This window comes from Vibrio sinaloensis (assembly GCF_000808535.1).
Classification (GTDB): Bacteria; Pseudomonadota; Gammaproteobacteria; order Enterobacterales; family Vibrionaceae; genus Vibrio; species Vibrio sinaloensis_D.
Genome location: NZ_JWLV01000034.1, coordinates 256,606 through 281,655, shown reverse-complemented (window position 1 = coordinate 281,655; position 25,050 = coordinate 256,606). Strand labels below are relative to the sequence as shown.

27 protein-coding genes are annotated in these 25,050 nt (G+C 45.5%); 17 read left to right on the top strand and 10 right to left on the bottom strand.

All coding sequences use genetic code 11. The features are described from left to right. Positions 1-17: 17 nt before the first annotated feature. Genes RJ47_RS15925 through dinG form a run of 5 tightly spaced genes read right to left on the bottom strand, consistent with a single transcriptional unit; the run spans position 18 to position 4,739 of the window. Positions 18-1,145: a cupin domain-containing protein gene (locus RJ47_RS15925; RefSeq protein ID WP_039485107.1), complete on the bottom strand. Its 1,128-nt coding sequence runs from the start codon at positions 1,143-1,145 to the stop codon at positions 18-20. Further along, positions 1,145-1,300 (bottom strand): pleiotropic regulatory protein RsmS, encoded by a 156-nt coding sequence (gene rsmS / locus RJ47_RS15920; protein ID WP_038138717.1) that lies wholly within the window; start codon positions 1,298-1,300, stop codon positions 1,145-1,147. The genes RJ47_RS15925 and rsmS overlap by 1 nt, the downstream gene beginning before the upstream one ends. Continuing rightward, the gene (locus RJ47_RS15915; RefSeq protein ID WP_039485106.1) at positions 1,301-1,849 is read right to left on the bottom strand and encodes a primosomal replication protein; all 549 of its coding nucleotides are present in this window, start codon (positions 1,847-1,849) and stop codon (positions 1,301-1,303) included. Then, complete coding sequence (locus tag RJ47_RS15910) at positions 1,846-2,625, bottom strand: sulfite exporter TauE/SafE family protein (RefSeq protein WP_005470518.1); 780 nt, start codon at positions 2,623-2,625, stop codon at positions 1,846-1,848. The genes RJ47_RS15915 and RJ47_RS15910 overlap by 4 nt, the downstream gene beginning before the upstream one ends. Positions 2,626-2,663: 38 nt before the next feature. Continuing rightward, a complete protein-coding gene (gene dinG / locus RJ47_RS15905; protein WP_039485104.1) occupies positions 2,664-4,739 on the bottom strand; it encodes an ATP-dependent DNA helicase DinG in 2,076 nt (691 codons plus the stop codon). 518 nt (positions 4,740-5,257) lie between these two features. Between dinG and RJ47_RS15900 the strand changes: the two genes are divergently transcribed. Both RJ47_RS15900 and RJ47_RS15895 read left to right on the top strand, forming a co-directional pair. Continuing rightward, positions 5,258-6,232: a porin gene (locus RJ47_RS15900; protein ID WP_039485100.1), complete on the top strand. Its 975-nt coding sequence runs from the start codon at positions 5,258-5,260 to the stop codon at positions 6,230-6,232. Positions 6,233-6,298: 66 nt separating this feature from the next. After that, positions 6,299-6,952: a DUF2057 domain-containing protein gene (locus RJ47_RS15895; RefSeq protein WP_038138705.1), complete on the top strand. Its 654-nt coding sequence runs from the start codon at positions 6,299-6,301 to the stop codon at positions 6,950-6,952. Between the two features lie 64 nt (positions 6,953-7,016). Here RJ47_RS15895 and bioA read toward each other — a convergent pair whose 3' ends face one another. Beyond that, positions 7,017-8,297, bottom strand: a complete 1,281-nt coding sequence (bioA, locus tag RJ47_RS15890; protein ID WP_039485097.1) for an adenosylmethionine--8-amino-7-oxononanoate transaminase — start codon at positions 8,295-8,297, stop codon at positions 7,017-7,019. Between the two features lie 128 nt (positions 8,298-8,425). Here bioA and bioB point away from each other — a divergent pair, with 128 nt between their 5' ends. From bioB to bioD, 4 genes are read left to right on the top strand one after another with little or no spacing between them, the layout of a single operon-like run. After that, positions 8,426-9,478, top strand: a complete 1,053-nt coding sequence (gene bioB, locus RJ47_RS15885) for a biotin synthase BioB (protein ID WP_038138701.1) — start codon at positions 8,426-8,428, stop codon at positions 9,476-9,478. Next, positions 9,450-10,616 (top strand): 8-amino-7-oxononanoate synthase, encoded by a 1,167-nt coding sequence (locus RJ47_RS15880; protein ID WP_197058144.1) that lies wholly within the window; start codon positions 9,450-9,452, stop codon positions 10,614-10,616. The genes bioB and RJ47_RS15880 overlap by 29 nt, the downstream gene beginning before the upstream one ends. A gap of 4 nt (positions 10,617-10,620) precedes the next feature. Continuing rightward, on the top strand, positions 10,621-11,424 hold the full coding sequence (gene bioC / locus RJ47_RS15875) for a malonyl-ACP O-methyltransferase BioC (protein ID WP_039485092.1): 804 nt from the start codon (positions 10,621-10,623) through the stop codon (positions 11,422-11,424). Beyond that, the gene (gene bioD, locus RJ47_RS15870) at positions 11,421-12,107 is read left to right on the top strand and encodes a dethiobiotin synthase (protein ID WP_038138694.1); all 687 of its coding nucleotides are present in this window, start codon (positions 11,421-11,423) and stop codon (positions 12,105-12,107) included. Before bioC ends, bioD begins: the two co-directional genes overlap by 4 nt. Positions 12,108-12,156: 49 nt before the next feature. Here the strand turns inward: bioD and RJ47_RS21470 are convergent, their stop codons facing one another. Then, a complete protein-coding gene (locus RJ47_RS21470) occupies positions 12,157-12,324 on the bottom strand; it encodes a hypothetical protein (protein ID WP_005470396.1) in 168 nt (55 codons plus the stop codon). Between the two features lie 306 nt (positions 12,325-12,630). On the opposite strand from RJ47_RS21470, the gene htpX reads away from it, so the two are divergent. The 9 genes from htpX (at position 12,631) to RJ47_RS15825 (ending at position 19,707) form a co-directional block, all read left to right on the top strand. Then, a complete protein-coding gene (htpX, locus tag RJ47_RS15865) occupies positions 12,631-13,494 on the top strand; it encodes a protease HtpX (protein ID WP_005470593.1) in 864 nt (287 codons plus the stop codon). Positions 13,495-13,675: 181 nt separating this feature from the next. Further along, a complete protein-coding gene (locus RJ47_RS15860; RefSeq protein ID WP_038138692.1) occupies positions 13,676-14,095 on the top strand; it encodes a nuclear transport factor 2 family protein in 420 nt (139 codons plus the stop codon). Then, positions 14,092-14,817 carry an SDR family oxidoreductase gene (locus RJ47_RS15855; RefSeq protein WP_039485089.1) on the top strand — a complete coding sequence of 242 codons (726 nt, stop codon included), beginning with the start codon at positions 14,092-14,094 and terminating at the stop codon, positions 14,815-14,817. The genes RJ47_RS15860 and RJ47_RS15855 overlap by 4 nt, the downstream gene beginning before the upstream one ends. A gap of 10 nt (positions 14,818-14,827) precedes the next feature. Next, positions 14,828-16,108 carry an NAD(P)/FAD-dependent oxidoreductase gene (locus tag RJ47_RS15850; protein ID WP_039485085.1) on the top strand — a complete coding sequence of 427 codons (1,281 nt, stop codon included), beginning with the start codon at positions 14,828-14,830 and terminating at the stop codon, positions 16,106-16,108. Continuing rightward, the gene (locus tag RJ47_RS15845; RefSeq protein WP_039485080.1) at positions 16,108-16,899 is read left to right on the top strand and encodes a DUF1365 domain-containing protein; all 792 of its coding nucleotides are present in this window, start codon (positions 16,108-16,110) and stop codon (positions 16,897-16,899) included. Before RJ47_RS15850 ends, RJ47_RS15845 begins: the two co-directional genes overlap by 1 nt. Continuing rightward, positions 16,896-18,140: an SAM-dependent methyltransferase gene (locus tag RJ47_RS15840; protein WP_039485077.1), complete on the top strand. Its 1,245-nt coding sequence runs from the start codon at positions 16,896-16,898 to the stop codon at positions 18,138-18,140. Before RJ47_RS15845 ends, RJ47_RS15840 begins: the two co-directional genes overlap by 4 nt. Position 18,141: 1 nt before the next feature. Beyond that, positions 18,142-18,666 carry a DUF2878 domain-containing protein gene (locus tag RJ47_RS15835; RefSeq protein WP_039485074.1) on the top strand — a complete coding sequence of 175 codons (525 nt, stop codon included), beginning with the start codon at positions 18,142-18,144 and terminating at the stop codon, positions 18,664-18,666. After that, positions 18,623-19,183, top strand: coding sequence for a chalcone isomerase family protein (locus tag RJ47_RS15830; protein WP_038214819.1), 561 nt, complete (start codon positions 18,623-18,625; stop codon positions 19,181-19,183). Before RJ47_RS15835 ends, RJ47_RS15830 begins: the two co-directional genes overlap by 44 nt. Then, a complete protein-coding gene (locus tag RJ47_RS15825; RefSeq protein WP_039485070.1) occupies positions 19,183-19,707 on the top strand; it encodes a DUF3833 domain-containing protein in 525 nt (174 codons plus the stop codon). The genes RJ47_RS15830 and RJ47_RS15825 overlap by 1 nt, the downstream gene beginning before the upstream one ends. 79 nt (positions 19,708-19,786) lie before the next feature. Here RJ47_RS15825 and purB read toward each other — a convergent pair whose 3' ends face one another. From purB to mnmA, 3 genes are all read right to left on the bottom strand, one after another. Beyond that, positions 19,787-21,157 carry an adenylosuccinate lyase gene (gene purB / locus RJ47_RS15820; protein ID WP_039485274.1) on the bottom strand — a complete coding sequence of 457 codons (1,371 nt, stop codon included), beginning with the start codon at positions 21,155-21,157 and terminating at the stop codon, positions 19,787-19,789. A 158-nt stretch (positions 21,158-21,315) separates the two neighbouring features. Then, complete coding sequence (gene hflD, locus RJ47_RS15815; RefSeq protein WP_005470549.1) at positions 21,316-21,936, bottom strand: high frequency lysogenization protein HflD; 621 nt, start codon at positions 21,934-21,936, stop codon at positions 21,316-21,318. 29 nt (positions 21,937-21,965) lie between these two features. Then, on the bottom strand, positions 21,966-23,090 hold the full coding sequence (gene mnmA / locus RJ47_RS15810) for a tRNA 2-thiouridine(34) synthase MnmA (RefSeq protein ID WP_038138671.1): 1,125 nt from the start codon (positions 23,088-23,090) through the stop codon (positions 21,966-21,968). 194 nt (positions 23,091-23,284) lie between these two features. Here mnmA and RJ47_RS15805 point away from each other — a divergent pair, with 194 nt between their 5' ends. After that, positions 23,285-23,554: a hypothetical protein gene (locus RJ47_RS15805; RefSeq protein ID WP_005470329.1), complete on the top strand. Its 270-nt coding sequence runs from the start codon at positions 23,285-23,287 to the stop codon at positions 23,552-23,554. A 153-nt stretch (positions 23,555-23,707) separates the two neighbouring features. After that, on the top strand, positions 23,708-25,012 hold the full coding sequence (locus tag RJ47_RS15800) for an inosine/guanosine kinase (RefSeq protein WP_005470588.1): 1,305 nt from the start codon (positions 23,708-23,710) through the stop codon (positions 25,010-25,012). The last annotated feature ends 38 nt before the right edge of the window (positions 25,013-25,050 follow it).

Genomic DNA, 25,050 nt, shown 5'->3' with positions numbered 1-25,050 from the left:
TCAGATGCTCAGTCGAGTTAATCTAAATACCAGTACCCTAGGTTAACTAAGCGTGTCAGTAACGCGAGCCAAGACGGACATTCAATTGAATAGCTATCAAGCGTGATAGACGCTTGGTCGCAAAGAATAGGCGCAAACGCGGGCTCCGCAACAGAAAACTCTTCACCATTGATGAATACATGATTCGCGTCATTGGCGTGGTACAGCGCTCTCAAGCCCGAAACTTTAACCACATGACCGAGCGCTTCTAAGTGAGCGTATACTTGCTCTTGCGATATGATTTCTTCAGGTTCGACAATATCAAGTTGGTGACGAGATTGGCTCAAGTTGATGGCTAAGAAGTTTTCAATATCTTGCTTGGATTCAAGCGCAGACTGCAGCATTTGCGTCAGCAGGGTAAGATCAGAGCGTAAAATTTCACCATGATTGCGTTGAGTTTGCATTTGAGGGTTATGCAGATGCACATCGCCTTTTTCTTTGGCGAGGACATAATCAGCAAAATGGCTCAGCAATTCTTGCTCTTTAGGTGAGCGAAAACCCATTGAATAGCTCATGCTCGGCTCAATGGTATTACCCTCGTGTGGGAATCCGGGGGGAATGTAAAGAATGTCTCCAGGTTCCAAGACTTCGTCGATTATTGCGTCAAAGCTCTCGATTTGGCGCAGGGCACCTTGGATGGATTCGCGGTATTGACCTTCGTCGGCAGCGCCTACGCGCCAACGTCGTTTCCCGCTGCCTTGTATGATAAATACATCATATTGATCGATATGCGGTCCAACGCCACCTTGAGGAGCGGAATAGCAGACCATCAAGTCGTCAAACAACCATTGAGGCAGCGCTTTAAATGGAGCGACTAACTCTGCTGCGCCCAGATGCCAGTGATTACACGCTTGAACAATCAATTGCCAGTGGCTTTCCTCAAGTTGAGAAAAGAGTGACTCGGGCAGCGGACCATGTTGGGCTCGCCAATGACCGTTCTTATTGGTGACAAATCTAGAATCAACTTCTTCTTCCATCGCCAAGCCGGCAAGTTCTTCTGGCGAAATAGGATCGATAAAGTTGGCAATACCATGCTTTATAACGGTCGGTCGCTTGTGCCAATATTTGGCTAAAAAAGAGTCGAGATCAAAAGAGAGTTGATACATTACTCTGCCTGTTCCAATTTGCTTTCTAAATCAGACTTAACGATCTTGATCGCTTCAAGCGCGACTTTTGGATCGACTTCGTTGCTTTCCAATAAGTAAATCAGATCAACAGCGAGTTTGATTTCGTCAGGGGCATTATCGAGTCCGGAAGACATTTATTGATTTCTCTCACGGTAAGTTATTTGGTTTTCAATTTTCAGCTTCGCCTCTTGGCAACGTTTTAAGCGTTGCTCGGTGGCGAGCAATTCCTGTTGAGCCGCTTGTTGCTGAAAGGGCGGGGCATACTGAAGTGCGAGCTCTTTGTCTCGTACCATTTCCATTAAACGCCGCTCCCACTCTTGATGCTGAGATAGGTGTTGATAAAGCTCGTTGATGGGCTTTTGGAAGTAGCTTCGGTGCTTTGGCTCGTTCTTGCGTATTGTTACCGTCGCAAGTTCTCGCTGAATCGCACTTATTTGAGATAAGAGGCGCTCGGTTAAGTATTCGGCACGTAAGGCGGTGAGTTTCCCTGCCGCTTCTTCGCGAATGATGCTATCTAGGGTAGATTGGGTCTCTTTGACGCAAGGGACCAAAAGCTTGGACCGACCTTTGAATAGGCGTTCGTCGAAAAGAGGCAAATGGTGCTCGCCCCTTTTTCTATCGACCGCGGCTGCTTGTTGTGTTAACTCATCGAGAGTATTGGAGAGTTGACTAATCCGGCTCATAAATTAACAAACCACGCTTCGTAGGCCAGTTTTACTGCAAGGATGCTGACAACAGTAACAAAGACTGGGCGAATAAACTTTGCGCCAAATCGGATTGCTGAGTGTGCGCCCACGAAGGCACCAGCCATCAAACACAGACCCATGGTTAAGCCCAATACCCAATCGATATGGCCAAGAATGGCAAACGTCACCAAAGAAGTGAAGTTGCTGGTAAAGTTCATTGCTTTTGATAGACCAGAAGCGAGCAAAATATTGAGCTTATAGAGTGCCATTGAGCTGACTGTCCAAAAAGCACCGGTTCCGGGCCCTGCGACACCATCATAAAAACCGAGAATAAGGCCTTGTCCATACTGTTTCTTGTTTAGTACAGGGCATGGTTCTGGCATCTCGTTTTTAACTGCATTTGGTGTTTTATGCCAAATGGTGTAGACGGCAGCGGCTAATATGATCAGTGGAAGGATTTTCTCTAGCCACTCTGTCGAAATCAAATCGACAAACAAGGTACCAAGGGTGGCACCGATTAGCGTAGAGACAAATGCCCGTTTCCAGCAGCGCGGCTTGAATAAGCGTTTGCGGTAATAAGTAAATGCCGCCGTTGAAGACGCGAAGGTAGCAGCAAGTTTATTGGTGCCGAGTGCGATATGCGGGGGTAAACCCAGTGATAGCAGTGCAGGGACAGTGAGCATCCCACCTCCACCAGCTACCGCATCAATGAATCCAGCAGCAAAAGCAACAAGGGCCAACACCAACAGCACGGTTGGCTCAAACAATTCCATAGAGTTATCTTTTTATAGTTGTTTTTGGTCAACGGACCTTAGTATTCAATCACACGTTTAAACGGTGGTAGGGAGTCTAGCAATGATTTCCCATATCGTTTGGTTACAATACGGCGATCAAGGATGATGACTTTACCAGAATCCCTCTCTTTACGCAGCAAGCGTCCCACTGATTGAATCAGTTTTTTGCTTGCCTCTGGTACCGTGATTTGCATAAAAGGGTTGCCGCCACGGTTTTCAATATATTCTGCATGTGCTTGCTCTACCGGCGAGGTCGGAACACCAAAGGGAATCTTGGTGATGATTAAGTTCTCTAATAGCTCTCCCGGTAAGTCGAGCCCCTCAGAAAAGCTCCCAGTCCCAAACAGCACACTGGTTTTTTGGCATTGAACGAGTGTTTTATGTTTTTTTAGTATTTCCGCTCTCGACTCTTGGCCTTGAACTTGAAGCGTCCATCCTTTTTTAACGAAATATGTTGAGAGCGCTTCAGCAACCTGATTCATTTGCCAATAGGATGAGAATAAAACTAAATTGGCCTGTTTGTCCTCGATTAAGTTAGGCAAAATATCGATAAGATATTCCGTAAACTGAGGAGCCTGCGGTTCATATTTCATTTTAGGCACGCGAAGCTCAGCTTGATGTTGATAATCAAATGGAGACGCGAGGGCTAAGAAACGTACGCCATCTTCCGGTTTTTCGCTGATGCCTGCTTGGCGGCAAAAAAAACTAAATGAGTTGAGTGCACGCATTGTCGCTGAGGTGAGTACCGCACCAATACAGCGACTCCATAGCTGTTGATCGAGCTGCCAGCCCACTTCAAGAGGCGAAACATTGACAACAAAATCGCCTTCGCGTTCTGGGCTTACTTCAAGCCATCTTGCAAGCGGAGCGCCTTTTTCCCGTTGAGGCTCTGCCATAAGGTTCCAGACGGCTGCAAGGTTGTCCATCCTCTGAATATAGAAACCTAACTCCGCCAATGCTGGCTCAGCCAACCGATTGGTGAGTTCGCCATCTTTAACTCGCTCGGCAATCAAATCCGCAATTTTCCCGACGGCTTGAGCTCCTTTTTGAGAGAGCTTCTTTAGTTCCTTAGACTCTTCATCAAGCCATGATGGCAGCTCGCCATTTTCAAATCGATAGATATTTTCTTCAAAATGAGCAGGATCAAATCGGGTGGCGAGTTGAGATAAAGAGGGAATCAACTGTTGAATCGCATCCTGTAGTTCGTTGCGAAATCGGCTGACTCGTTTTTCATCGGCGAGATTGGCAAACTTGGTCACGGACTGGTTCAAACGCTCTAGCCAACTCGCAGCGCCTTTCAAGCTTGCAGCGGCGGAAGAGTGATCCCGAGCGACATGGGGTAGGTGATGCGCTTCATCGAATACATAGATAGTGTTTTCTGGCTCAGGAAGTATGATGCCGCCACCAAGATCTGCGTCCGCCATTACCAAACTATGATTGGCAATGATGATGTCGGCTTTATCCATTTCAGAACGCGCTTTCTGGAATGGACAACCTCTGTGAGCAGACATACTCCCATTGCAGCTGTGCTTGTCACTGACGATGAGCTGCCAAATGGCATCATCAATAGGCTTTGGCCAAGAGTCTCTGTCTCCGTCCCATTTGTTTTCGGCGAGTCTCTTATACATCAACTCCAGCTGATCGATCTCTTTCTTTTTTGGCTTGGTCTCAAACATCGCCAGTTGACCGCCGTCCACGCCCGAGGCTGCTGCCAGCTTTTCTGCGCAGCAATAACGTTGTCTGCCTTTGGCGAGTATAAAAGAGAACTCACGATCCGTGATGCGTCTATATAAAGGAAGGTCTTTATTCACCAACTGTTCTTGCAGCGCGACAGTAGCGGTCGATATGACAACCTTTCTGTTGTTGTGCAAGGCGACAGGAATCGTTGCCATCAAATAAGAAAGCGATTTACCGATTCCCGTACCTGCTTCTGCGACAATCATCCGAGTTGATTTGTGATACTCACCACACAGTGTCTTTGTTATCTCTGCGACAAGGTAGTTCTGGGCACGTCGAGGTACAAAGTTATCTAACTGGAATTGGAGGTTTTGATAGCTGTTGCGAATGGATTGTTGGATTTTACTGATTGTCATACGGAGTTCTCTAAAACGGGATGAGGATGATAGCACACTTCTCTAAGCGCTACTCAGCTCACGAAATAGAATCCTTAATCCGCAAATGTGGATCTTGTTCACAAAAAAAAACTGAACCATCAGCGACTTAGATTAATTTCTAAATGTAAAAAATATATAACTCTATCTCATATAATATCGTGGTGATAAATATCATGAATTTTACTTAAATGTCATTTGTTTGGTGTTTTATTCTGTTTTTTATTTTTGTGCTTTTACGGATATTTGTCGGGTTTAGGGTATGAACTTGGTCGTAAAATACACGCAAAACAATGTAAGTTGCTGTTATTAAATGTTTTTATGTTTTTTTACGTGAGATTTTTAGAACATTTGACACGCAGGGGATTCTTTTGCAATCTAGACCCCGCAATTTAGATGGCGATGACATCAAACCCAATTAGAGGTGAGAGTCATCATCAAAAAACATAAAGGGAACCGGATAAGGATTTCCCAGTTTTAAGAAAAGGCAGTGGATTATTATGAAAAAGACTCTAGTAGCTCTTTCAGTACTTATGGCAGCAACGTCTGCTCAAGCAATTGAACTATACAACCAAGATGGCGCGACTGTTAACATGGGCGGTGACATCGAAGTTCGTTACAAGAAAGACAAAGCAGACGGCTCTGAATTCAAACAAGAGATCGACGATTCAGATCTTAACTTTGACATCCGTTACGCAGTAAACGACAGCCTAAGCGTTGGTGGTTACTGGGAAATTAATGACCTATCAACTAAAGACGGTAAAGGCGGTGATGCATACGTTTCTTTCATCTCTGCTGACTACGGTACAGTAAAAGTTGGTAAAACATGTACTCAACTAGATGACTCAGGTATCGGTTCAGATTTTGCTTTCGGTATCTCTTCTTTCATCAATGACTCTGAAGTATTCTGTTCAGACGAGATTGTTCGTTACGACCTAGACAAAGGCAACTTCTACGGTGGTTTCGCTCTAGCTCAAGACAAAAACGGCAACACAAACCTAAACGACGATTCAACTTACTTTGACGGTAAAATCGGTTACCGCGTAGCTGATTTTGATTTCACAGGTTTCTACGGTTCAGGTGAAGTTGACAAGACTGTAGGTGCTACAACTACAAAAGTTGATGAGAAAGCATGGTCACTACAAGCTAAATTCTCAGGTGTTGAAAACCTAGAGCTAGCTGCTGCATTCTACAACCTAGATGTAGAAGGAGAGACAGTAGACACTATCGCAGTTGCTGCAACTTACGCTCTTGAAACTGTTGAACTTGCTGCTGGTTTCAGCAACTCAAAAGTTAAAGATGCAGACGATTTCAACGCATGGTACGTTAATGCTGCTTACCCTCTAGCTCCAAACACTAAAGTTTACGCTGAAGTTGGTGGTGATAACGGTGAGACTAACGTAGGTACTGATGCTGCTCCAGAATTCAAGGATACTGAAGTAGGTATGGTTGTAGGTATCAAAGCTTCTTTCTAAGAAGTTTATGCTATAACATTTCAAAACCACCCTATTTGGGTGGTTTTTTTGATCTGGAGGGACAATATGAAAGCTTTAATTGCAATAACTATGTTATTGGTTTCGAATTGTTTGTATGCGGCCACGTTGATGCCGAAAAAAGGTACAAGTATCTTGTTTATAGACGGTGTTAAGGTCGAGGAAAAACGTGATAAAAACACGATTGAGCCTGGCAGAGTCCAAGTTGTAATCGACTACAATCAGAAGTTGAAGGATTCAAGTAAAGACCGAGTATTTAACTCTAGCCCATTTGTTGTTAGTTTCGATGCTCCGAATACGGATATCGTCATAACACCACCTAAGATGTATACCTACGATCAGGCTTCTCAAGCGTTCCAAAAGCAACCTAAGTGGAGAATTGAAACTGTCGATGGTAAGGCAATTCCTTATACTCAAGAAGTGCTTGATCGCGCTGACGGTTTTATGCCGTACTTTGATATGCCAGAGCGAGTAGCAAAACACAATGAGGCGCGAGGCATTGTGTTTGGAGCTTCGGCTGCACTTGCGGCAAAAGCGGCCGTTGCAGAGCAAGCTGCGTCTGCGCAGGTAAATGAAAAAGTTAAGTCAGAGGCAATCAAGCCCCTAGACACCAATAACCTTGAACAACTGAAGGCTTGGTACGTTAAAGCGTCTAAGCAAGAGCGAAAAGAATTCCGACGTTGGATGATTGACCAAGAGTAGTCAGTCGCTGACGTTTATCATAAGAAAGGCTTCCGTTGCGGAAGCCTTTTTGCGTATCAGCGCTTTAATACTGAAAACAATCGGGAGAGGTTAACGCTGACTCAATTGCGGCAATGAGCTTCTCAATATCCGCAGGTTGGCTAATAAACGGAGGCATTATGTAGATGAGTTTACCAAATGGCCGTATCCAAACGCCTTGCTTAACAAAGTGTGCTTGAATGGCATCCATACTGACGGGGTGGGTGGTTTCAACAACTCCTATCGCGCCTAACCAGCGAACGTCTTTCACTAGAGAGTATTTCATCAGGTCAGGTAATAGCTCTGAAAAAATACCTTCGATCTGTTTGGTTTGCTTTTGCCAATTATCGCTTTCTAATATCTCCATGCTCGCCGTAGCAACAGCGCACGCTAACGGGTTGCCCATAAAGGTCGGTCCATGCATAAAACATCCTGCCTCACCACCACATACCGTATCTGCGACCTCTTTTGATGCTAGGGTCGCCGATAATGTCATGTAGCCCCCAGTTAAGGCTTTACCGACGCAAAGTATGTCTGGCTGGATGTTGGCGTGTTCGCAAGCAAACATCTTCCCAGTTCTGCCAAATCCAGTCGCAATCTCGTCCAAGATCAAAAGTAATCCATATTGATCACACAGATCTCTAACTCCTTTTAAGAACTCAGGGTGATAGATTCGCATTCCTCCAGCACCTTGTACTATCGGTTCTAAAATGACAGCTGCGATGTCCTTATGATTCTCCTCAACTTTACGTGTGATATCGTCAAGGTCACTTGGTTGAAACGCCTGCCAGAAACCGGACTTTGGTGATGACGCAAAGATATGTTCAGGCAAGAAGCCTTTGTAAAGTGAGTGCATTGAATTATCGGGATCAGTGACAGACATTGCTGCAAAAGTATCACCGTGGTAACCGTCTCGTAAGGTAAGGAATTTTGCTCGCCTCTCACCCTTAGCATGCCAATACTGGAGCGCCATCTTTAAACTTACTTCGACCGCAACCGAGCCAGAATCGGCTAAAAATACGTGTTCTAAGTTATCTGGTGCAAAGTTGAGCAGTTTTTTGCAAAGCTCAATAGCTGGCTCGTGAGTGATTCCCCCAAACATAACATGTGACACCGTATCGATTTGGCGGTGCGCAGCCGCGTTGAGCTGAGGGTGGTTATACCCATGTATCGCACTCCACCATGACGACATTCCGTCAACGAGTTGATTTCCGTCTTCCAATTGAATCAATACACCATTAGCAGAGACAACAGGGTAGCAGGTCAGAGGTGTTAGCGTTGATGTGTAGGGATGCCAGATATGACGGCGGTCAAAGGCGAGATCCATAGATGTGCGTCCTATTTTGTTGGTTAAAAAATAACCATCTGTAAACTTTTAATTTTCTTAATTGTTGACAGTCTACCTGCCGAGGTTAGACTAGCCAAGTAACAAATCTAATAACTAAAGGAATGCACGTGGAAGTACGTCACAACTGGACTGTTGCAGAAGTTCGTGAGCTTATGGAAAAACCATTTATGGACCTCCTCTTCGAAGCGCAACTGGTTCACCGTCAATACCAGCAACACAACCATGTTCAAGTCAGCACACTGCTGTCGATCAAAACAGGAGCATGTCCAGAAGACTGTAAGTACTGTCCGCAAAGTGCGCGCTACAAAACCGACGTAGAAAAAGAGCGCCTGATGGAAGTCGAGCGTGTTTTAGACGCTGCGCAAAAAGCGAAAAGTGCGGGGTCAACACGTTTCTGCATGGGGGCGGCTTGGAAGAATCCTAAAGAGCGTGATATGCCACACCTTAAAAAGATGATTGAAGGTGTTAAAGGCATGGGGCTGGAAACCTGTATGACGCTTGGTATGCTTACGCCAGATCAGGCAAACGAGCTAGCCGATGCGGGTTTGGATTACTACAACCATAACCTAGATACGTCACCAGAGTTCTACGGCAACATCATTACCACTCGTACTTACCAAGATCGCCTTGATACTTTGTCTCATGTCCGTGATGCCGGCATGAAGATTTGTTCGGGTGGCATCATTGGCATGGGTGAAAGCGTCAATGACCGAGCGGGTCTTTTTGTAGAATTGGCAAACTTGCCGGTTCACCCAGAAAGCGTGCCGATCAACATGTTAGTAAAGGTGAAAGGCACACCACTTGAAGAGGTAGATGATGTTGAGCCTTTCGACTTTATTCGCTTGATTGCCATTGCACGTATCATGATGCCAAAGTCGGCGGTTCGCCTTTCTGCTGGCCGTGAGAACATGAATGAACAGATGCAGGCGCTCTGTTTTATGGCTGGAGCCAACTCGGTATTTTATGGCTGCAAACTGCTCACTACACCAAACCCTTCCGAAGACAAAGATATGCTGCTGTTTGATAAGTTAGGAATCAATAGTCAGCAGGTTTCTCAAAAACCAGATGAGATACAAGAAAATGACCTTTTAGACCGAGTTGTCGAGCGCGTAGCTGCAAGACCGGCTAAAGATGATTTGTTCTACGATGCCAGCGTTTAAAGCGCGTATAAAGCGCGAGTTGCAGCGTCGTCAAGAACTCGGGCTTTCTCGTCAAGTCAAAGAGGTCAATTTTGGCAACTGCCCCGTGCTTGAGCATGGGGGGGAGACGTTCTTAAATTTTTCGAGTAATGATTATTTGGGCTTGGCTTGCGACGATGAACTGCGCAGGGCTTGGCAAAAAGGGCTTGAGATCTATGGCTGCGGAAGTGGTGCGTCGCCACTGGTTACGGGTTTTAGTTCTGCCCATGCGGGGTTGAAGTCCGCGTTATGTGAATGGTTGGGCTTTGAGAGCGCAGTACTATTTGGTTCGGGCTTTGCGGCAAATCAGGCATTGATTTTTGGCTTATTAGAAAAGGGCGATTTATTGCTGCAAGATAAGCTCAATCACGCTTCTTTGATGGAAGCGGGTATGCTTTCCCCTGCAACAATGAAACGCTTTAAGCACAATGATGTTGCATCGCTTAAGGCATTCCTGACCGACGATGCGTTTGTCATCACAGAGGGGGTCTTCAGCATGGATGGTGATCTGTCACCACTTGCAGATATCCGTGCTGTGGTAAAGGAGGACTCCTTGCTGGCGGTCGATGATGCTCATGGCATCGGTGTACTGGGGAGTGAAGGCCAAGGCAGTTGTCATTTGGCTCAAATCACTCCTGACGTTTTGGTTGTCACGTTTGGTAAAGCATTTGGCCTTTCGGGCGCGGCAATTCTATGCAGTGAAGAAATGGGCGACTACCTAACTCAATTTGCTCGTCACCACGTTTACTCAACGGCGATTCCGCCTTCACAAGCGTATGCCTTAACCCACGCAGTGACCATGCTGCAAACTCAGCATTGGCGTCGAGAAAAGCTTGCGGAGTTACAACATAGCTTCAAAGAGAACTTTAGCCGTTTTCCAGGTTATGTAGAAACAGTAACCCCCATAAAACCGGTGCTACTTGGTGACAGTCACTTTGCTGTGGAAGTCTCACAGGCTTTGAAAAGTAAAGGGTTATGGACCACCGCCATCCGTCCACCAACTGTGCCGCAAGGTACGGCGAGACTGCGAATCACGTTGACGGCTAATCATGAGTTGTCGCACGTCGTGTCTTTGGTTGAGAACTTAGAACAACTACTTGAGAATGGAAGTATAGGGTGATTGGATGGAACAAGCGTTAGCGGTACACGGGTCGTCATCCAATGATAAAACGGCCATAGCTGAGGCGTTTGGCAAAGCGGCTCAAACTTATGATGCTCACGCGGCTTTCCAGCGTGACGTCGGCCATCGGTTACTCGATTTGATGCCCGCAAACCTGACGGGGCGAGTTGTGCTCGACCTTGGTTGTGGCACTGGGTATTTTTCGCAGATGCTACAGCAAAGGGGCGCTCATGTTGTTTGTTGTGATTTATCGCAGCAGATGCTCGACACTGCTCGAAAACGCTGTGGCGAGCGGAATATGAGTTACCACTTGGGAGACGCAGAGAAGCTGCCATTTGAGGTTGAGCAGTTTGATTTGGTGTTTTCGAGCTTGGCACTGCAATGGTGTGATGATCTCGCTGAACCACTTAGAGAGATTCGCCGCGTACTAAAACATAACGGACATGCCTATTTCTCTACGTTGCTGGATGGCTCATTGAGCGAGCTTAAGCAGTCTTGGGCGAAAATTGACTCATATCAACACGTGAATGACTTTATCAGTATCAATCAGGTAAAAATTGCGTTAGCGCAATCCGGCTGCGTAAACCATCGACTAGACTTGCCCTCGATCACAGTTTGGTACACGACGGCTTTTTCTCTCATGCGTGATTTAAAAGGCATTGGAGCAACTCATGTTCACGGTCGCTCTCATGGCTTGACAAGCCGTACAGCGCTTCGCCAAGTCGAGCAAGCATACCAGACGTTCAAAAACCATCAGGGTCTTCTTCCTGCCACTTATCAGGTTTGTTTAGGGGTTATTCATCGATGATTGATGCATTTTTTATAGCTGGTACGGATACCGATGTTGGAAAAACAGTTGCTTCAAAAGCAATTTTAAACGCGCTTGCTGAAAATGGCTTAAATACTATTGGCTACAAACCAGTAGCAGCAGGCAGTGAACGAACAGAGCAAGGCTTTCGCAACTCTGATGCACTGTATTTGCAAAGTGCAGCGACAGTTGATGTCGCCTACGATGATGTGAACCCTTATGCGTTAGAATTACCGGCGTCTCCGCATATTGCAGCGCGTCGTGAAGGGGTCGAAATCAATTACTCAGTGTTGAGTGCAAAGTTAGCTGAGCACAAAGCGAATTCGGATATTGTTTTAGTCGAGGGGGCAGGCGGTTGGCGCGTTCCTGTATCAGACAGCGACTGCCTTTCTACATGGGTACAACAAGAAAAGCTGCCTGTCGTGTTGGTCGTCGGGATTAAGCTAGGCTGTTTGAGCCACGCAATGCTTACGCTAGATGCGATCAAAGCAGATGGCTTAGAAGTAGTCGGTTGGGTTGCAAACCGCGTAAACCCAGGCACAGAACACTACGCTGAAATTATTGAAATGCTAGAGCAAAAAATTGATGCGCCAAAAATCGGAGAGATTCCTTATGTTCCTAGTGTCAAACGTAAGGGATTAGCAAAGTACATTAATGTCGAACCATTAATTAAACGCAATTAATACAAAAAGGGCAGCCAAGTGGCTGCCCTTTGACTTTTAGAGGGTCGAGCTATTTCTCGTTGCTCAATCCAATCATCGCTTGCTGCATTTCATTAACATGAGTTTGAGCGCCCTGTTCGGATGAAATGCCAAGTTGCTGTTTTGCTTCTTCCTCTGAAATACCAAGGTGACAGCAAAGTAAATCAATAGCCATTTGATAGTTGCTAGTTTCAACCATGATGTTATCCCTTATTCCCATGGATTTATTATCTAAACAAAAGTTAGCATGTTTCGCTAATTAGACAATAAGACCAAAGTCTAAAGTTAGATTTGAACGCTTATCTCTCGCTGAGTAAGTATAATCTTGCTGAATGTGAACTGTAGTTAAATGGCATTGACGAGAGATGGAAAACAAATGTTTCAATTTGAGACTTAACCTTGTTTTTAAAGCCGTTAGACTATATCTATATGTTAACTCTGCTGATGCCATCAATCGTGGCACTTAGGGCCAATAATAATAAGCTTCCAGTTTCGGAGAAAAGTCATGAAGCGTGTAATGTTGTTTCTCGCAACCAACTTAGCCGTTGTACTCGTGCTAAGTGTTGTACTAAATATTGTTTATGCTGTAACGGGGATGCAGCCTGGTAGCCTTTCTGGCCTACTTCTTATGGCTGCAGTGTTTGGTTTCGGCGGTTCTTTTATCTCTTTGATGATGTCAAAGAGTATGGCTCTGCGCTCAGTTGGCGGTATGGTCATTGAAAGTCCTCGCAATGAGACCGAGCATTGGCTACTAGAGACGGTTCGTCGCCAATCAGAGCAAGTGGGCATTGGTATGCCTACGGTCGCGATCTATGACTCGGCTGATATCAACGCTTTTGCAACAGGCGCAAAGCGAGATGACTCTTTGGTTGCAGTGTCAACGGGCTTGCTACACAACATGAGTCGAGATGAGGCGGAAGCGGTGCTTGCACATGAGGTTAGCCACATTGCAAATGGTGATATGGTCACTATGACGTTGATGCAAGGTGTAGTGAACACCTTCGTAATTTTCTTATCTCGTTTCATTGCTAACATTGTTTCTTCTAACAGTGACGAGGAAGAAGGCGGCAGCAACATGATGGTCTACTTCGGTGTTTCTATTGTACTTGAGCTTGTATTTGGCTTCTTGGCAAGCTTCATCACCATGTGGTACAGCCGTCATCGTGAGTTCCACGCAGATGCAGGTGCAGCAAGACTAGTCGGTAAGCATAAGATGATCGCGGCGCTAGAGCGTTTGAAAGTGAGTCACGAATCTCAGCTTGAAGGCTCAATGATGGCGTTTGGTATTAATGGTAAACGTTCAATGACGGAATTGCTGATGAGTCACCCGCCACTCGATAAACGTATCGCAGCACTTAGAAATTCTTAACAGGTCTACAATGTATTGAAAAGGCTTGGCTTTATGCCAAGCCTTTTTTGATCCAAATTTTTGAGTATTACGTAACAAATTAAGCAAGTGTATGCATTTTAATTTGTACAACGTTCTCTAATGTTCTAAGCTGAATTTGTTGTACAAAAATATCACTTGTATAACAAATTGAGAGGTAACGATGAACGTAGAGTCTGTTGGCAACATTTATCAGTGTCTAAATAAAGCGAATTTGCACCTGCTAGAAGGTGTCTATCATCAGGACGTTGTTTTTGAGGATGCTGCCCATCGATTGGAAGGCTGGGATGCGTTGCAAAAATACTTTGTCTCATTATACGAGAACGTAAAGCGCTGCGATTTCGACATTGAGGAACACCAACAGGTCGGGGATGCTGGCTTTCTGACGTGGACGATGACGCTCGAACACCCGAAGTTGCAGCGGGGAAGTAAGGTCGAGGTGAAAGGAGTAAGTCACCTCAAGTTCGCCGACGGTAGAGTCGTCTACCACAGGGACTACTTTGATCTCGGTGAGATGCTTTATGAAAACTTGCCACTTCTTGGTTCTGTCATCAAGACCATCAAGCAGAGGTTAGGGCAATGAACCGAGTATTGATTACAGGCGCAACATCGGGCATCGGCCAGCGTTTGGCTCGAGATTATGCCGATGATGGCTGGGAGGTGGTTGCTTGTGGCAGAAACAAAGCCAAGCTTTCCGAGCTGGAAGTGTACTCTGACCGGATTCATTCTGTCGCCTTTGACGTAACAGATCTTGAAAGCTCTCGCGACGCTCTCGCTACTTTACCCTTTACTCCCACCCTTTGGATTATGAACGCCGGAGATTGCGAATACATTGACGACGGACATGTTGACGCCTCTCTCGTGAAGCGAGTATTCGATATCAACGTTGTGGGATTAGCGAACGTGATCGAAGCGTGTCAGCATCACTTTGAATCTGGCCATCGTGTGGCAGTCGTTGGATCCATCGCGAGTGAGTTGGCGCTCCCTCGAGCCGAAGCCTATGGCGCGTCTAAAGCCGCGGTAAGTTATTTCGCTCGCGCTTTACAAGTCGATTTAAAAAGCAAGTCAATTGACGTTTCTGTTATCTATCCGGGGTTTGTTGAAACCCCCCTCACTGACAAAAACACATTTCCTATGCCTATGCTTGTAAGTGTCGAATACGCCTCGAAAGCGATACGATTCGGGCTGGCTAAGGGCAAATCATATATCTACTTCCCAAGTAGATTTACCTCCATTTTAAGGTTACTTGGGTTACTGCCATACAGTTGGCAAAACAAACTGACATCAAAGCTCATTTCTGGTTAAGGAGTCCAAAGTGAAAATTGCGATTATTGGTACAGGTATTTCAGGGCTTACTTGTGGTTACCATCTACATAAAGAGCATGATGTTACCGTGTTTGAGGCCAACGACTACATTGGCGGTCATACTGCGACGATCGATGTCCAACTCGAAAATAAAACCTACGCCGTCGATACTGGTTTTATTGTTTACAACGACCGAACGTACCCAAATTTTATTCAAATGATGAATGAAATCGGTGTAAAAGGTTTGCCGACGCAAATGAGCTTTAGTGTTCGCAATGATGCCACTGGACTCGAGTACAACGGCCACACGGTGACAACCCTTTTTGCGCAAAAACGAAACTGGTTCAACCCTAAATTCTACGCATTTATCTTTGAAATCCTTAAGTTTAATAAAGCAGTAAAACAGGTTGTGGAGCTTAATCAAGGCCAGCAACAGACGCTGGGTGAGTTCTTAAACACTCAAGGCTTTAGTGACTATTTTTGCGATAACTACATTCTACCAATGGGGGCGGCGATATGGTCGTCAACGTTAGCCGATATGCGCGCCTTTCCTCTCGACTTCTTTGCGCGTTTCTTCCTAAATCATGGTCTGCTTGATGTTACCAATCGACCGCAATGGTATGTCATTGAAGGGGGCTCTCGAGCCTATGTCGAGCCGCTGATTTCCGGTTTTAAAGATCGTATTCGCCTGTCGACGCCTGTCGAGTCAGTAACAAGAGATTCATCTGGTGTTGTGATTAAAGCAAATGGAAGCGTGGAGCGTTTCGATCACGTTATTTTTGCTTGTCACAGTGACCAAGCAATGGCTCTGTTGCAAGATGCCAGTTTAACGGAAACCGATATATTGACAGGGTTGGAGTATCAAGAGAACGAAGTGATTCTTCATTACGATGAAAAACTGCTCCCCAAATCGAGAGCAGCATGGGCTTCTTGGAACTATCGATTGAGTGGCGGTCAAGATGAGCAAGAGAGAAGGCCAACACTCACTTACAACATGAACATACTCCAACATATTGAATCACCAAAAACCTTCTGCGTGTCGCTGAATAGTTCAGAGCAAATTTCTCCAGATAAGATACTGCGTACCTTCCACTACGATCATCCGGTGTTTAATCAAAAGTCTCTGGCTTCCCAGAAGCGCCGTAATGAAATCAATGGTATCAATCAAACCTGGTTCTGCGGGGCATACTGGTATAACGGGTTCCATGAAGATGGTGTTCGAAGCGCGTTGGATGTGGTGAAAGGTCTACAATCTCAAACTGCTGCGGTGCCTCAAAAAGGGGCAGCTTAATGAAGACAGATACACGGTCCACAAGCGCATTGCTCGTCGGCAGCGTCAGGCACCGTCGATTTTCGCCAATCAAACACCAGCTCAGTTATCCACTGTTTATGCCTTGCTTAGATCTTGATGGCTTGGCAGAGCTAGAAAAGGATGTGTGGTGTTTTGGTCAGCGCTGGTGGCACTGGGCACGGTTTAAGCGCGAGGACTACCTAGGCTCAGGTTGCCTAAAAACGGCCGTTCAAGACAAAGTGTACGAGCTTACTGGAGAGCGGGTCGATGGTAAGGTCGAGGCCGTGGTTCACCTAAGATATCTAGGTATTTACTTCAGCCCGGTAAACTTCTACTACCTTTATAACAAACATGGGCAGTGGTGCTACTTGCTGGCTGAAGTGAGTAACACACCTTGGAACGAGAGACACTACTATGCCGTTCCAGCATCGAGCACGCAGGGTTTTGAACAAGATAAGGCTTTCCATGTCTCTCCTTTCAATCCCATCGAACAAAAGTATCAATGGCGAGTAAAACCTTTAGATAGCCGACTGTTTGTACATTTGGAATGTCACCGAGAAAACAAAGAGTTTGACGCGACGTTGACGATGAAAAAGCATCCGTTGTCGTCTAAATTTTTACTTAAGCAACTGATCGTGACACCGATTATGGCAGTAAAAGTAGTTATTGGAATTTACTGGCATGCGCTAAAGCTATGGTTAAAAGGGGCGCCGTTCTATTCACACCCCAAATATCAGTCTGGCGATGACAAACAGGATAAGAGAAAAGAAGTCGAGGAGAATCGAACATGATCAACTCTCAAGCAATACCTTTTAATGGGACACTGACGACTGGGCAAAAAACGGCAAGGTCTATCGCGTTTACTTGTTTATACAAAATATCTAAGGGCTGCCTCACCGTTGTCGAGTCATTTGATGGCGCTGAGAGCAACCAAAGAACAATGTTTGGTCGTCCGAAAAATGGTGAGCCAAGTGCGCTTATTGAAGTAAAAAATCCTGCATTTTATTCGCGTTTGTTAACGGGTGGCAGTATTGCGGCCGGTGAAGCTTACATGGAAGCTTGGTGGGACAGCCCAGACTTGACCGCGCTTATGGAGCTGATGGCACTGAATATGTCAGCGCTGGATTCGATTGAAAACCGCACCAGTTTTATCTCCAAACTCTCTTACAAAGTAGGGCACTGGCTCAACCGTAATACGGTCGCCAACTCTCAGAAAAACATACACGCGCATTACGATTTAAGTAATGACCTTTACGACACCTTCCTCGATGAAAACATGTTGTATTCATCGGCGATTTTCTCATCTCCCAACGATACGTTGGAGCAGGCGCAAATCAATAAGATGGAGCGCTTGTGTCAGCAACTAAAGTTGCAATCTTCCGATCGCGTCGTTGAGATCGGTACGGGGTGGGGTGCAATGGCTATCTACATGGCAGAGAAGTATGGCTGTCATGTTACAACAACGACCATCTCTGAACAGCAATTTGACTATGCCCAAGCCCAAGTTAAAGCTCGAGGATTAGAAGACAAAATAACGTTACTCAAAGAAGATTATCGCAACTTAACGGGTGAGTTCGATAAACTCGTGTCGATTGAAATGATTGAAGCGGTTGGCAAAGAGTACCTCAATTCATACATTCAGAAATGCCAGTCCCTACTTAAACCAAAGGGCTTAATGGCGATACAAGCAATTACCATTGCTGACCAACGTTACGATTACTACAGCAACAACGTCGATTTTATCCAAAAGTATATTTTCCCGGGGGGATTTCTACCTTCAATTACGGCGCTAACACAAGCCGCGACCAAGCAGAGTGACCTCGTGTTGCGAGATTTGTTCGATATCGGTGAGGACTACGCTCATACATTGCGCCAGTGGTACCTCCGCTTCAATGCTGCGGAGGCGCGGGTTAGAGAGCTTGGCTTTGATGATACTTTCATTCGAATGTGGAACTATTATTTCTGTTATTGTGAGGGTGGCTTTAAAGCGAAAAGTATCAGCACAGTACATATGACATTTGAAAGACCCTAATATGAGTGCTCGACGTTTAATCCTCTTATCCACATGGTTTCAGCTCATCTGGTTCCTTGCCATATTGGGTAGAGAAGAGTGGCTATGGCTGACGTTGAGCCTTGTGCTTGTTACTCAAGTATTGACCGTTGGGCTCAGCCAAATTCGATTGGGGGCATGGTTAGGATTACTAGGTCTTGGCGTGTGTATAGACTACGCCAACTACTATTTTGGCTTGTTTCAGTTTGAACCAAGCCGTTTTCCAATCTGGCTCATTCTTCTTTGGGCTATCTTCCTCTGGTATGCCAACTATTTAGCGCCAATTCTGAACCAATACCACCCAGTACTCGTATCACTAGTCAGTGGGATAGCTGGCGCAATGAGTTACTTTGCAGGCATGAAACTCCAAGCGGTGGCCTTCCCACATGGTAACGTGACGACTCTATTGGTTCTGTTCATCGAGTGGTCACTCCTTATTATTGTGATTAAGAAGGTGTATAGCCATGAGCCGAGTCTTTCAGTTGATCAAAAGGGGGCTAACTTTTAGCCTGCTAGTCTCATCCACGAGCTATGCGGTACCAGTAGACAGCGAAACTGAATGGAACACTTGGCCTGCTGTGGGAGAAGCTCAGTTGTCGGTATTTATTTTTGATGTCTATCAGTCACGGCTCCAAACGCCCAATGGAACCTATTCTGTTGATGCTGACATTACGCCTCATCCTCTAGCACTTTCGATCGATTACCAAAGAGATATAAGCCAGCAGCAATTGCTTGATGCAACCGAAGACCAGTGGGAAGAAATGGGTTTCGACAAGCAACTCTCACAGAGATGGATTCAAGAGTTGGTGACCATCTTCCCAAATATCGAGAAAGGACAAAACCTCACTTACGTGACCGATGGCCAAAGCGGACACTTTTATTTTCGTTCGAATGAAATGGCATCGCCGACACGTATCGGCTCAATCACCGACGAGAGCTTGAATGACGCCTTTCTCGCTATCTGGCTTTCACCCAAAACTACGTACCCTAAACTGCGAGCACAACTGATAGGACTTAGCCAATAATGAAACTTTTGAAAACCTTTCTTCTAACGTTAGTTTTTGCCGTCACGGGGTGTTCCGCTGACTTAGACAGCTACCAAGCATCAAATCCACGCTTTGACCTTTTCGACTATTTTGAAGGTAAAGTGACCGCTTGGGGTATGGTTCAAGATTACACCGACAAGCAAACCCGTCGTTTTACGGTTGAGATTATTGGCAGCGTTGAAGGTGACACGCTCACACTGGTTGAAGATTTCGTGTTTGATGACGGAGAGATAGACCAGCGAATTTGGGTGATTAATCGAGATGGTGAAGGCAGTTATGTCGGTGAAGCAGATGACATCATCGGACAGGCAACGGGCAAAGAAGTCGGCAACGCACTTCAATGGCGGTACGACTTTGAACTAAAAATGGATGATTCATCCGTGGTGGTTGGGTTTGATGATTGGTTATATCGCCAAGATGAAAAGCACGTATTCAATTTAACTAAAATCAAAAAGTTTGGCATTGAGGTTGGAACGATAACCCTCTTCTTTCAAAAACAATAACGCTCAACTTAATCACACTGACAAACAAAAAGGGCTGATGTGTTTACATCAGCCCTTTGCTATTTAACAGTGGAGAGGATTACAGCTTATCTGTCAGCTCGATTGCTTGACCGATGTAGTTCGCTGGCGTCATCTCTTTCAGACGTGCTTTCTCGTGCTCAGGAAGCTCAAGACCGTCGATGAAGTTACGCATTGCTTCGCCGTCTACACGCTTACCACGAGTCAGTTCTTTTAGCTTCTCGTATGGTTTTTCGATGCCGTAACGACGCATTACCGTTTGTACAGGCTCTGCCAATACTTCCCAGTTTTGGTCTAGTTCAGCAAGAAGCGCTTCACGGTTAACTTCTAGCTTGCTGATACCTTTAAGCGTAGAAGTATAAGCGATGATAGCGTAGCCCACACCCACACCTAGGTTGCGTAGAACCGTTGAGTCAGTAAGGTCACGCTGCCAGCGAGAGATAGGCAGTTTTTGTGCTAGGTGGCCGAATACAGCGTTCGCAAGACCTAGGTTACCTTCTGAGTTTTCAAAGTCGATTGGGTTAACTTTGTGAGGCATGGTTGAAGAACCGATCTCACCAGCAATAGTTTTTTGCTTGAAGTGGCCTAGCGCAATGTAACCCCAAACGTCACGGTCGAAGTCAATCAGGATAGTGTTGAAACGAGCGATTGCGTCGAACAGTTCAGCGATGTAATCGTGTGGTTCGATCTGAGTTGTGTAAGGGTTCCAAGTAACGCCTAGAGATTCAGTGATGAACTCTTCAGAGAACTTATGCCAATCTAGCTCTGGGTAAGCAGAAAGGTGTGCGTTGTAGTTACCTACTGCACCGTTGATTTTCGCTAGGATCTCAACGTTTTCGATTTGCTTGAATTGACGCTCCATACGGTACGCCACGTTTGCCATTTCTTTACCCATAGTAGATGGAGAAGCAGGCTGACCGTGTGTACGAGATAGAAGAGGAATGTCGCGGTATTCCACTGCTAGCGCTTTGATTGCGTCGATTAGGTTACGGATTTCTGGAAGAATCACATTCTCACGCGCTTCTTTAAGCATTAGAGCGTGTGATGTGTTGTTGATGTCTTCAGAAGTACAGGCAAAGTGGAAGAACTCGTTTACTGCGTGCAGTTCAGGAACGTCTGCTACTTTCTCTTTTAGGAAGTACTCAACCGCTTTTACGTCGTGGTTAGTTGTACGCTCGATCTCTTTGATACGGCGTGCATCTTCTTCTGAGAAGTTTGCAGCAAGGTCGTCTAGGAATTGGTTTGCTTCAGCGCTAAATGCTGGTACTTCAGCGATTTCAGCCGTTGCAGCAAGCTTTTGTAACCAGCGGACTTCAACGATAGTACGGTACTTAAGTAGACCATATTCACTGAAGATTTCGCGCAACGCAATTGTCTTGCTTCCGTAACGACCGTCTACTGGTGAAACAGCAGTCAATGCTGACAGTTCCATGATGTTCTCCTGAATTGAGTTTCTAAATTTCGTGAGCTTTATACCAATATCGAAAGCGTTTGTCACTAGCATTGCGCAAACGTTTGCTTTGGTTGTCTTTGATACGAAGTTTTTTGGTATAAACGAAGAGCTCGCGACAAGTCGCGAGCTCATAGTGATTATTGCATTCTTGCTAACAGGATTTGAGCTTGTTCGACCATCTTCTTACGCCCAAAAATCAGGTGGCGGCGTTTGCCTCCAACTTGACGCCAAAGGACAGAGCAGCGAATACCGGAAAGAAGCAGCGCTCTTACTTTGTGTTGGTTGGTCGTCTGTTGTAGTACAGATGGGGTGCCCGTAACTTGAATTCGGGGGCCAATAGGGCTCACTACATCAAGATAGACACTCGCGAGATTACTGAGCATTTGCTCGTCGAGTAGCTCGAAATGGTCAAGTTGGCGCTCTAGCATTTGGATGCGATCACCTAGCTGTGCCATAGCATCATTACGGCCGCTTAGCTTGCGTTCCAATGCCATCAAGCTAATGATGTAACGGGTAATTTCGCTGCCAGTTGGCGTACTATCAATGCCCTTAACTAAACATTCCAAACCCAGTTTAAGATCTGACTCGCGGCCAAATACACTCACCGTATTGCTCGGGTTCGTGTTCATGATCGCTTTGAGAGACGTTTCAAACGCGTCGTTGTCGCAGTGACCGTTTTTCGCTACTTGTTGGACCAAAGCAACGGCTTGGCAAATTCCTGCGAATGCGATGGTGCGGTCATATAATGCGTTAGCCACGTAGTCATACTCCTAAATGTAAGCGTAAATTAAATGCGTTTTTCGATAATTCCACCACCAAGACACACTTCGCCTTGGTAGAATACCGCAGATTGACCAGGGGTGACGGCGATCTGAGGCTCATCAAAAATAACTTTAATGTTTTCATCATCAATTGGGATGATTGTACAAGGTATATCTGTTTGACGGTAACGTGTTTTTACTGTGCACTTCAAAACATCAGTAATTGGTGTGCGATCTACCCAGTGGAGTTGGGAAGCGATCAAGCCTTCTGATTTAAGAAGAGGGTGATCTTTACCCTGAACGGCAATCAATACGTTGCGTTTTAGGTCTTTGTCGCCAACAAACCAAGGCTCTTCATTACCACCGCCGCCTTTTTGACCACCGATGTGAAGGCCTTTACGTTGACCCAAAGTATGGTACATCAACCCTTGGTGTTTACCGATAACTTTGCCTTCAGGCGTTTCGATGTTGCCTGGCTGCGCGGGTAGGTATTTGCCAAGGAATTCAGTAAACTTACGTTCACCGATGAAGCAGATACCTGTTGAGTCTTTTTTCTTCGCGGTGATGAGATCTTGCTCTTCCGCGATGCGTCGAACTTCAGGCTTTTCAAGCTCACCAACAGGGAACAGACTACGGGCAACTTGGTCACTGCTTAGTGTATATAGGAAGTAACTTTGGTCTTTGTTACTGTCCAGACCACGCAGCATCTCAGGTTTTGCTCCCGCCTCAAGCTCTTCCTGAGTTGGGAAAGTGCGGCGAACATAGTGCCCCATGGCGATATAATCCGCATCGAGTACTTCATCTGCAAACTCTAGGAAGGCTTTAAACTTGATTTCTTTGTTACAAAGAATGTCTGGGTTTGGCGTACGTCCTGCTTTGTATTCCGCAAGGAAATATTCGAATACATTATCCCAGTACTCAGCCGCAAAGTTGATGGTGTGAAGATGAATGCCTAACTTGTCACACACTGCTTGAGCATCAGCTAGATCTTCAGCTGCCGTGCAATACTCCTCATTGTCATCTTCTTCCCAGTTCTTCATGAACAGGCCTTCTACTTGGTAACCTTGCTGTTGTAGCAGGTACGCAGAAACAGATGAATCAACGCCGCCGGACATACCGACGATGACTTTCTTTTGGCTGTTGTCAGACATTACTTAACACCACTTAAATTAACTGGACGCAGATTCTAACAGAAAGCCGTTCGAGGTGACAGATCCGAGATCGGACTCACACTTCGAAAACAGAGCGAATTTTGTTCTGTTAATCACTATATCTGCGCTTTTTTAACAATAGAGTGTCTATATATGGCATAGTTGCCGAAAATCAAGCCTAACGGGTTAAACAAATGAGTGAAGAAAACCAAGTTTTAGAAGAATCCCATTTGATCGAAGTGGTCGAGAATCAATTGGAAGATGGCAACCCTATTAAAGTCAAAGAGACCCTCATGCGGTTGATGATGACAGGAACCCCGCGTGATGAAGCCGTAGCAATGATGGCCTGTGCCATGTCGATTGAAATATTCGATGTAATGAAAAACGACGGGGAATTTAATCTTAAACGCTACTCTGAAAACCTAGATCGCTTACCTGATTTGAGCTTCATGGAAGGGGAATAACTTCCTCTTATTTAAAACGTCCTGAATCGTTCGTAAATTAATTATGCCTGCAAACGTTTGCTATACTTGCGATTGTTGCCGCGCCTAATTGTGCGCGGTAGAATCCGGCATCCTTTCATCCCTTACTCGAATCCTTTACCACAGAATATAGCTATGAAATTTCCTGGCCAACGTAAATCGAAACACTACTTTCCCGTACACGCACGCGATCCTTTGGTGAGCCAAGCACAAGAAAGCAAGAAAATGTCTCGCACCCACATTATCGGTATTGATCAAACCTTGGTTGATATTGAAGCAAAGGTGAGTTCAGAGCTAATCGAAAAATATAACTTGAGTAAGGGACACTCATTAGTTATCGACGATGTCACGGCAGAAGCTTTATATGTTGAGTTGAAACAAAACGAGCTTATCACCAATGAATATGCAGGCGGCACCATTGGTAATACGCTACACAACTATTCTGTTCTTGCTGATGATCGTTCAACATTACTAGGGGTGATGAGTCAAGATATTAAAATTGGCAGCTATGGCTATCGTTATCTGTGTAATACATCCAGCCGAATGGATTTGAATTACCTGCAAGGGGTTGAGGGCGCGATTGGACGTTGCTTCGCACTCATTACAGAAGATGGTGAGCGTACTTTTGCGATCAGTGAAGGCCAGATGAACCAACTTCACCCTGATAGCATTCCTGAAAAAATTTTTAAAAACGCGTCTGCGCTGGTATTAACGGCCTATTTGGTACGTTGTAAAGAGGGCGACCCGATGCCAGAAGCGACAATGCGCGCGATTGAGTACGCTAAAAAGCATGACGTGCCGGTAGTGCTTACATTAGGTACCAAATTTGTCATTCAAGACGATCCTCAATTTTGGCAAGCATTCTTGCGTGACCACGTTTCTGTTGTGGCCATGAATGAAGATGAAGCTGAAGCTCTGACGGGCGAGTCTGACCCATTGGCCGCGTCTGATAAAGCGCTTGATTGGGTGGACTTGGTGCTATGTACCGCTGGTCCTGTTGGCTTGTTTATGGCTGGCTATACTGAAGAAGCGGCTAAGCGCGAGACTTCTCTACCTTTATTGCCAGGCAGTATCGCAGAATTTAACCGTTTTGAATTTAGTCGGCCAGCAGTAAAAGATAACTGTGAAAATCCAATTAAAGTGTATTCGCATATTTCACCTTATATGGGCGGGCCTGAGAAGATTAAAAATACAAATGGTGCAGGGGATGCAGCGTTATCTGCCTTACTGCACGACATGGCGGCAAACAAGTATCACAAAGAAAACGTGCCTAACTCAAGCAAACATGCCCATGCTTATTTGACTTACTCGTCGTTTTCTCAGGTATGTAAGTATTCAAACCGTGCTAGTTATGAAGTTCTGGTACAACACTCACCACGTTTGTCTAAAGGCTTGCCTGAAAGAGAAGACAGCTTGGAAGAAGCGTATTGGGAACGATAGAAAAGAAAACCTCAAAATTATGAGGTTTTTGACTTATA

Coding starts and splice junctions, on each gene's coding strand:
- rsmS (WP_038138717.1), bottom strand. CDS start 1,300: ATGTCTTCCGGACTCGATAATGCCCCTGACGAAATCAAACTCGCTGTT.
- RJ47_RS15805 (WP_005470329.1), top strand. CDS start 23,285: ATGAGTGAAGAAAACCAAGTTTTAGAAGAATCCCATTTGATCGAAGTG.
- RJ47_RS15835 (WP_039485074.1), top strand. CDS start 18,142: ATGAGTGCTCGACGTTTAATCCTCTTATCCACATGGTTTCAGCTCATC.
- RJ47_RS15845 (WP_039485080.1), top strand. CDS start 16,108: ATGAAGACAGATACACGGTCCACAAGCGCATTGCTCGTCGGCAGCGTC.
- RJ47_RS15860 (WP_038138692.1), top strand. CDS start 13,676: ATGAACGTAGAGTCTGTTGGCAACATTTATCAGTGTCTAAATAAAGCG.
- RJ47_RS15880 (WP_197058144.1), top strand. CDS start 9,450: ATGATTTGTTCTACGATGCCAGCGTTTAAAGCGCGTATAAAGCGCGAG.
- RJ47_RS15800 (WP_005470588.1), top strand. CDS start 23,708: ATGAAATTTCCTGGCCAACGTAAATCGAAACACTACTTTCCCGTACAC.
- purB (WP_039485274.1), bottom strand. CDS start 21,157: ATGGAACTGTCAGCATTGACTGCTGTTTCACCAGTAGACGGTCGTTAC.
- RJ47_RS15895 (WP_038138705.1), top strand. CDS start 6,299: ATGAAAGCTTTAATTGCAATAACTATGTTATTGGTTTCGAATTGTTTG.
- RJ47_RS21470 (WP_005470396.1), bottom strand. CDS start 12,324: ATGGTTGAAACTAGCAACTATCAAATGGCTATTGATTTACTTTGCTGT.
- RJ47_RS15915 (WP_039485106.1), bottom strand. CDS start 1,849: ATGAGCCGGATTAGTCAACTCTCCAATACTCTCGATGAGTTAACACAA.
- RJ47_RS15840 (WP_039485077.1), top strand. CDS start 16,896: ATGATCAACTCTCAAGCAATACCTTTTAATGGGACACTGACGACTGGG.
- RJ47_RS15925 (WP_039485107.1), bottom strand. CDS start 1,145: ATGTATCAACTCTCTTTTGATCTCGACTCTTTTTTAGCCAAATATTGG.
- htpX (WP_005470593.1), top strand. CDS start 12,631: ATGAAGCGTGTAATGTTGTTTCTCGCAACCAACTTAGCCGTTGTACTC.
- RJ47_RS15900 (WP_039485100.1), top strand. CDS start 5,258: ATGAAAAAGACTCTAGTAGCTCTTTCAGTACTTATGGCAGCAACGTCT.
- RJ47_RS15825 (WP_039485070.1), top strand. CDS start 19,183: ATGAAACTTTTGAAAACCTTTCTTCTAACGTTAGTTTTTGCCGTCACG.
- RJ47_RS15910 (WP_005470518.1), bottom strand. CDS start 2,625: ATGGAATTGTTTGAGCCAACCGTGCTGTTGGTGTTGGCCCTTGTTGCT.
- bioD (WP_038138694.1), top strand. CDS start 11,421: ATGATTGATGCATTTTTTATAGCTGGTACGGATACCGATGTTGGAAAA.
- RJ47_RS15855 (WP_039485089.1), top strand. CDS start 14,092: ATGAACCGAGTATTGATTACAGGCGCAACATCGGGCATCGGCCAGCGT.
- RJ47_RS15830 (WP_038214819.1), top strand. CDS start 18,623: ATGAGCCGAGTCTTTCAGTTGATCAAAAGGGGGCTAACTTTTAGCCTG.
- dinG (WP_039485104.1), bottom strand. CDS start 4,739: ATGACAATCAGTAAAATCCAACAATCCATTCGCAACAGCTATCAAAAC.
- bioC (WP_039485092.1), top strand. CDS start 10,621: ATGGAACAAGCGTTAGCGGTACACGGGTCGTCATCCAATGATAAAACG.
- mnmA (WP_038138671.1), bottom strand. CDS start 23,090: ATGTCTGACAACAGCCAAAAGAAAGTCATCGTCGGTATGTCCGGCGGC.
- bioA (WP_039485097.1), bottom strand. CDS start 8,297: ATGGATCTCGCCTTTGACCGCCGTCATATCTGGCATCCCTACACATCA.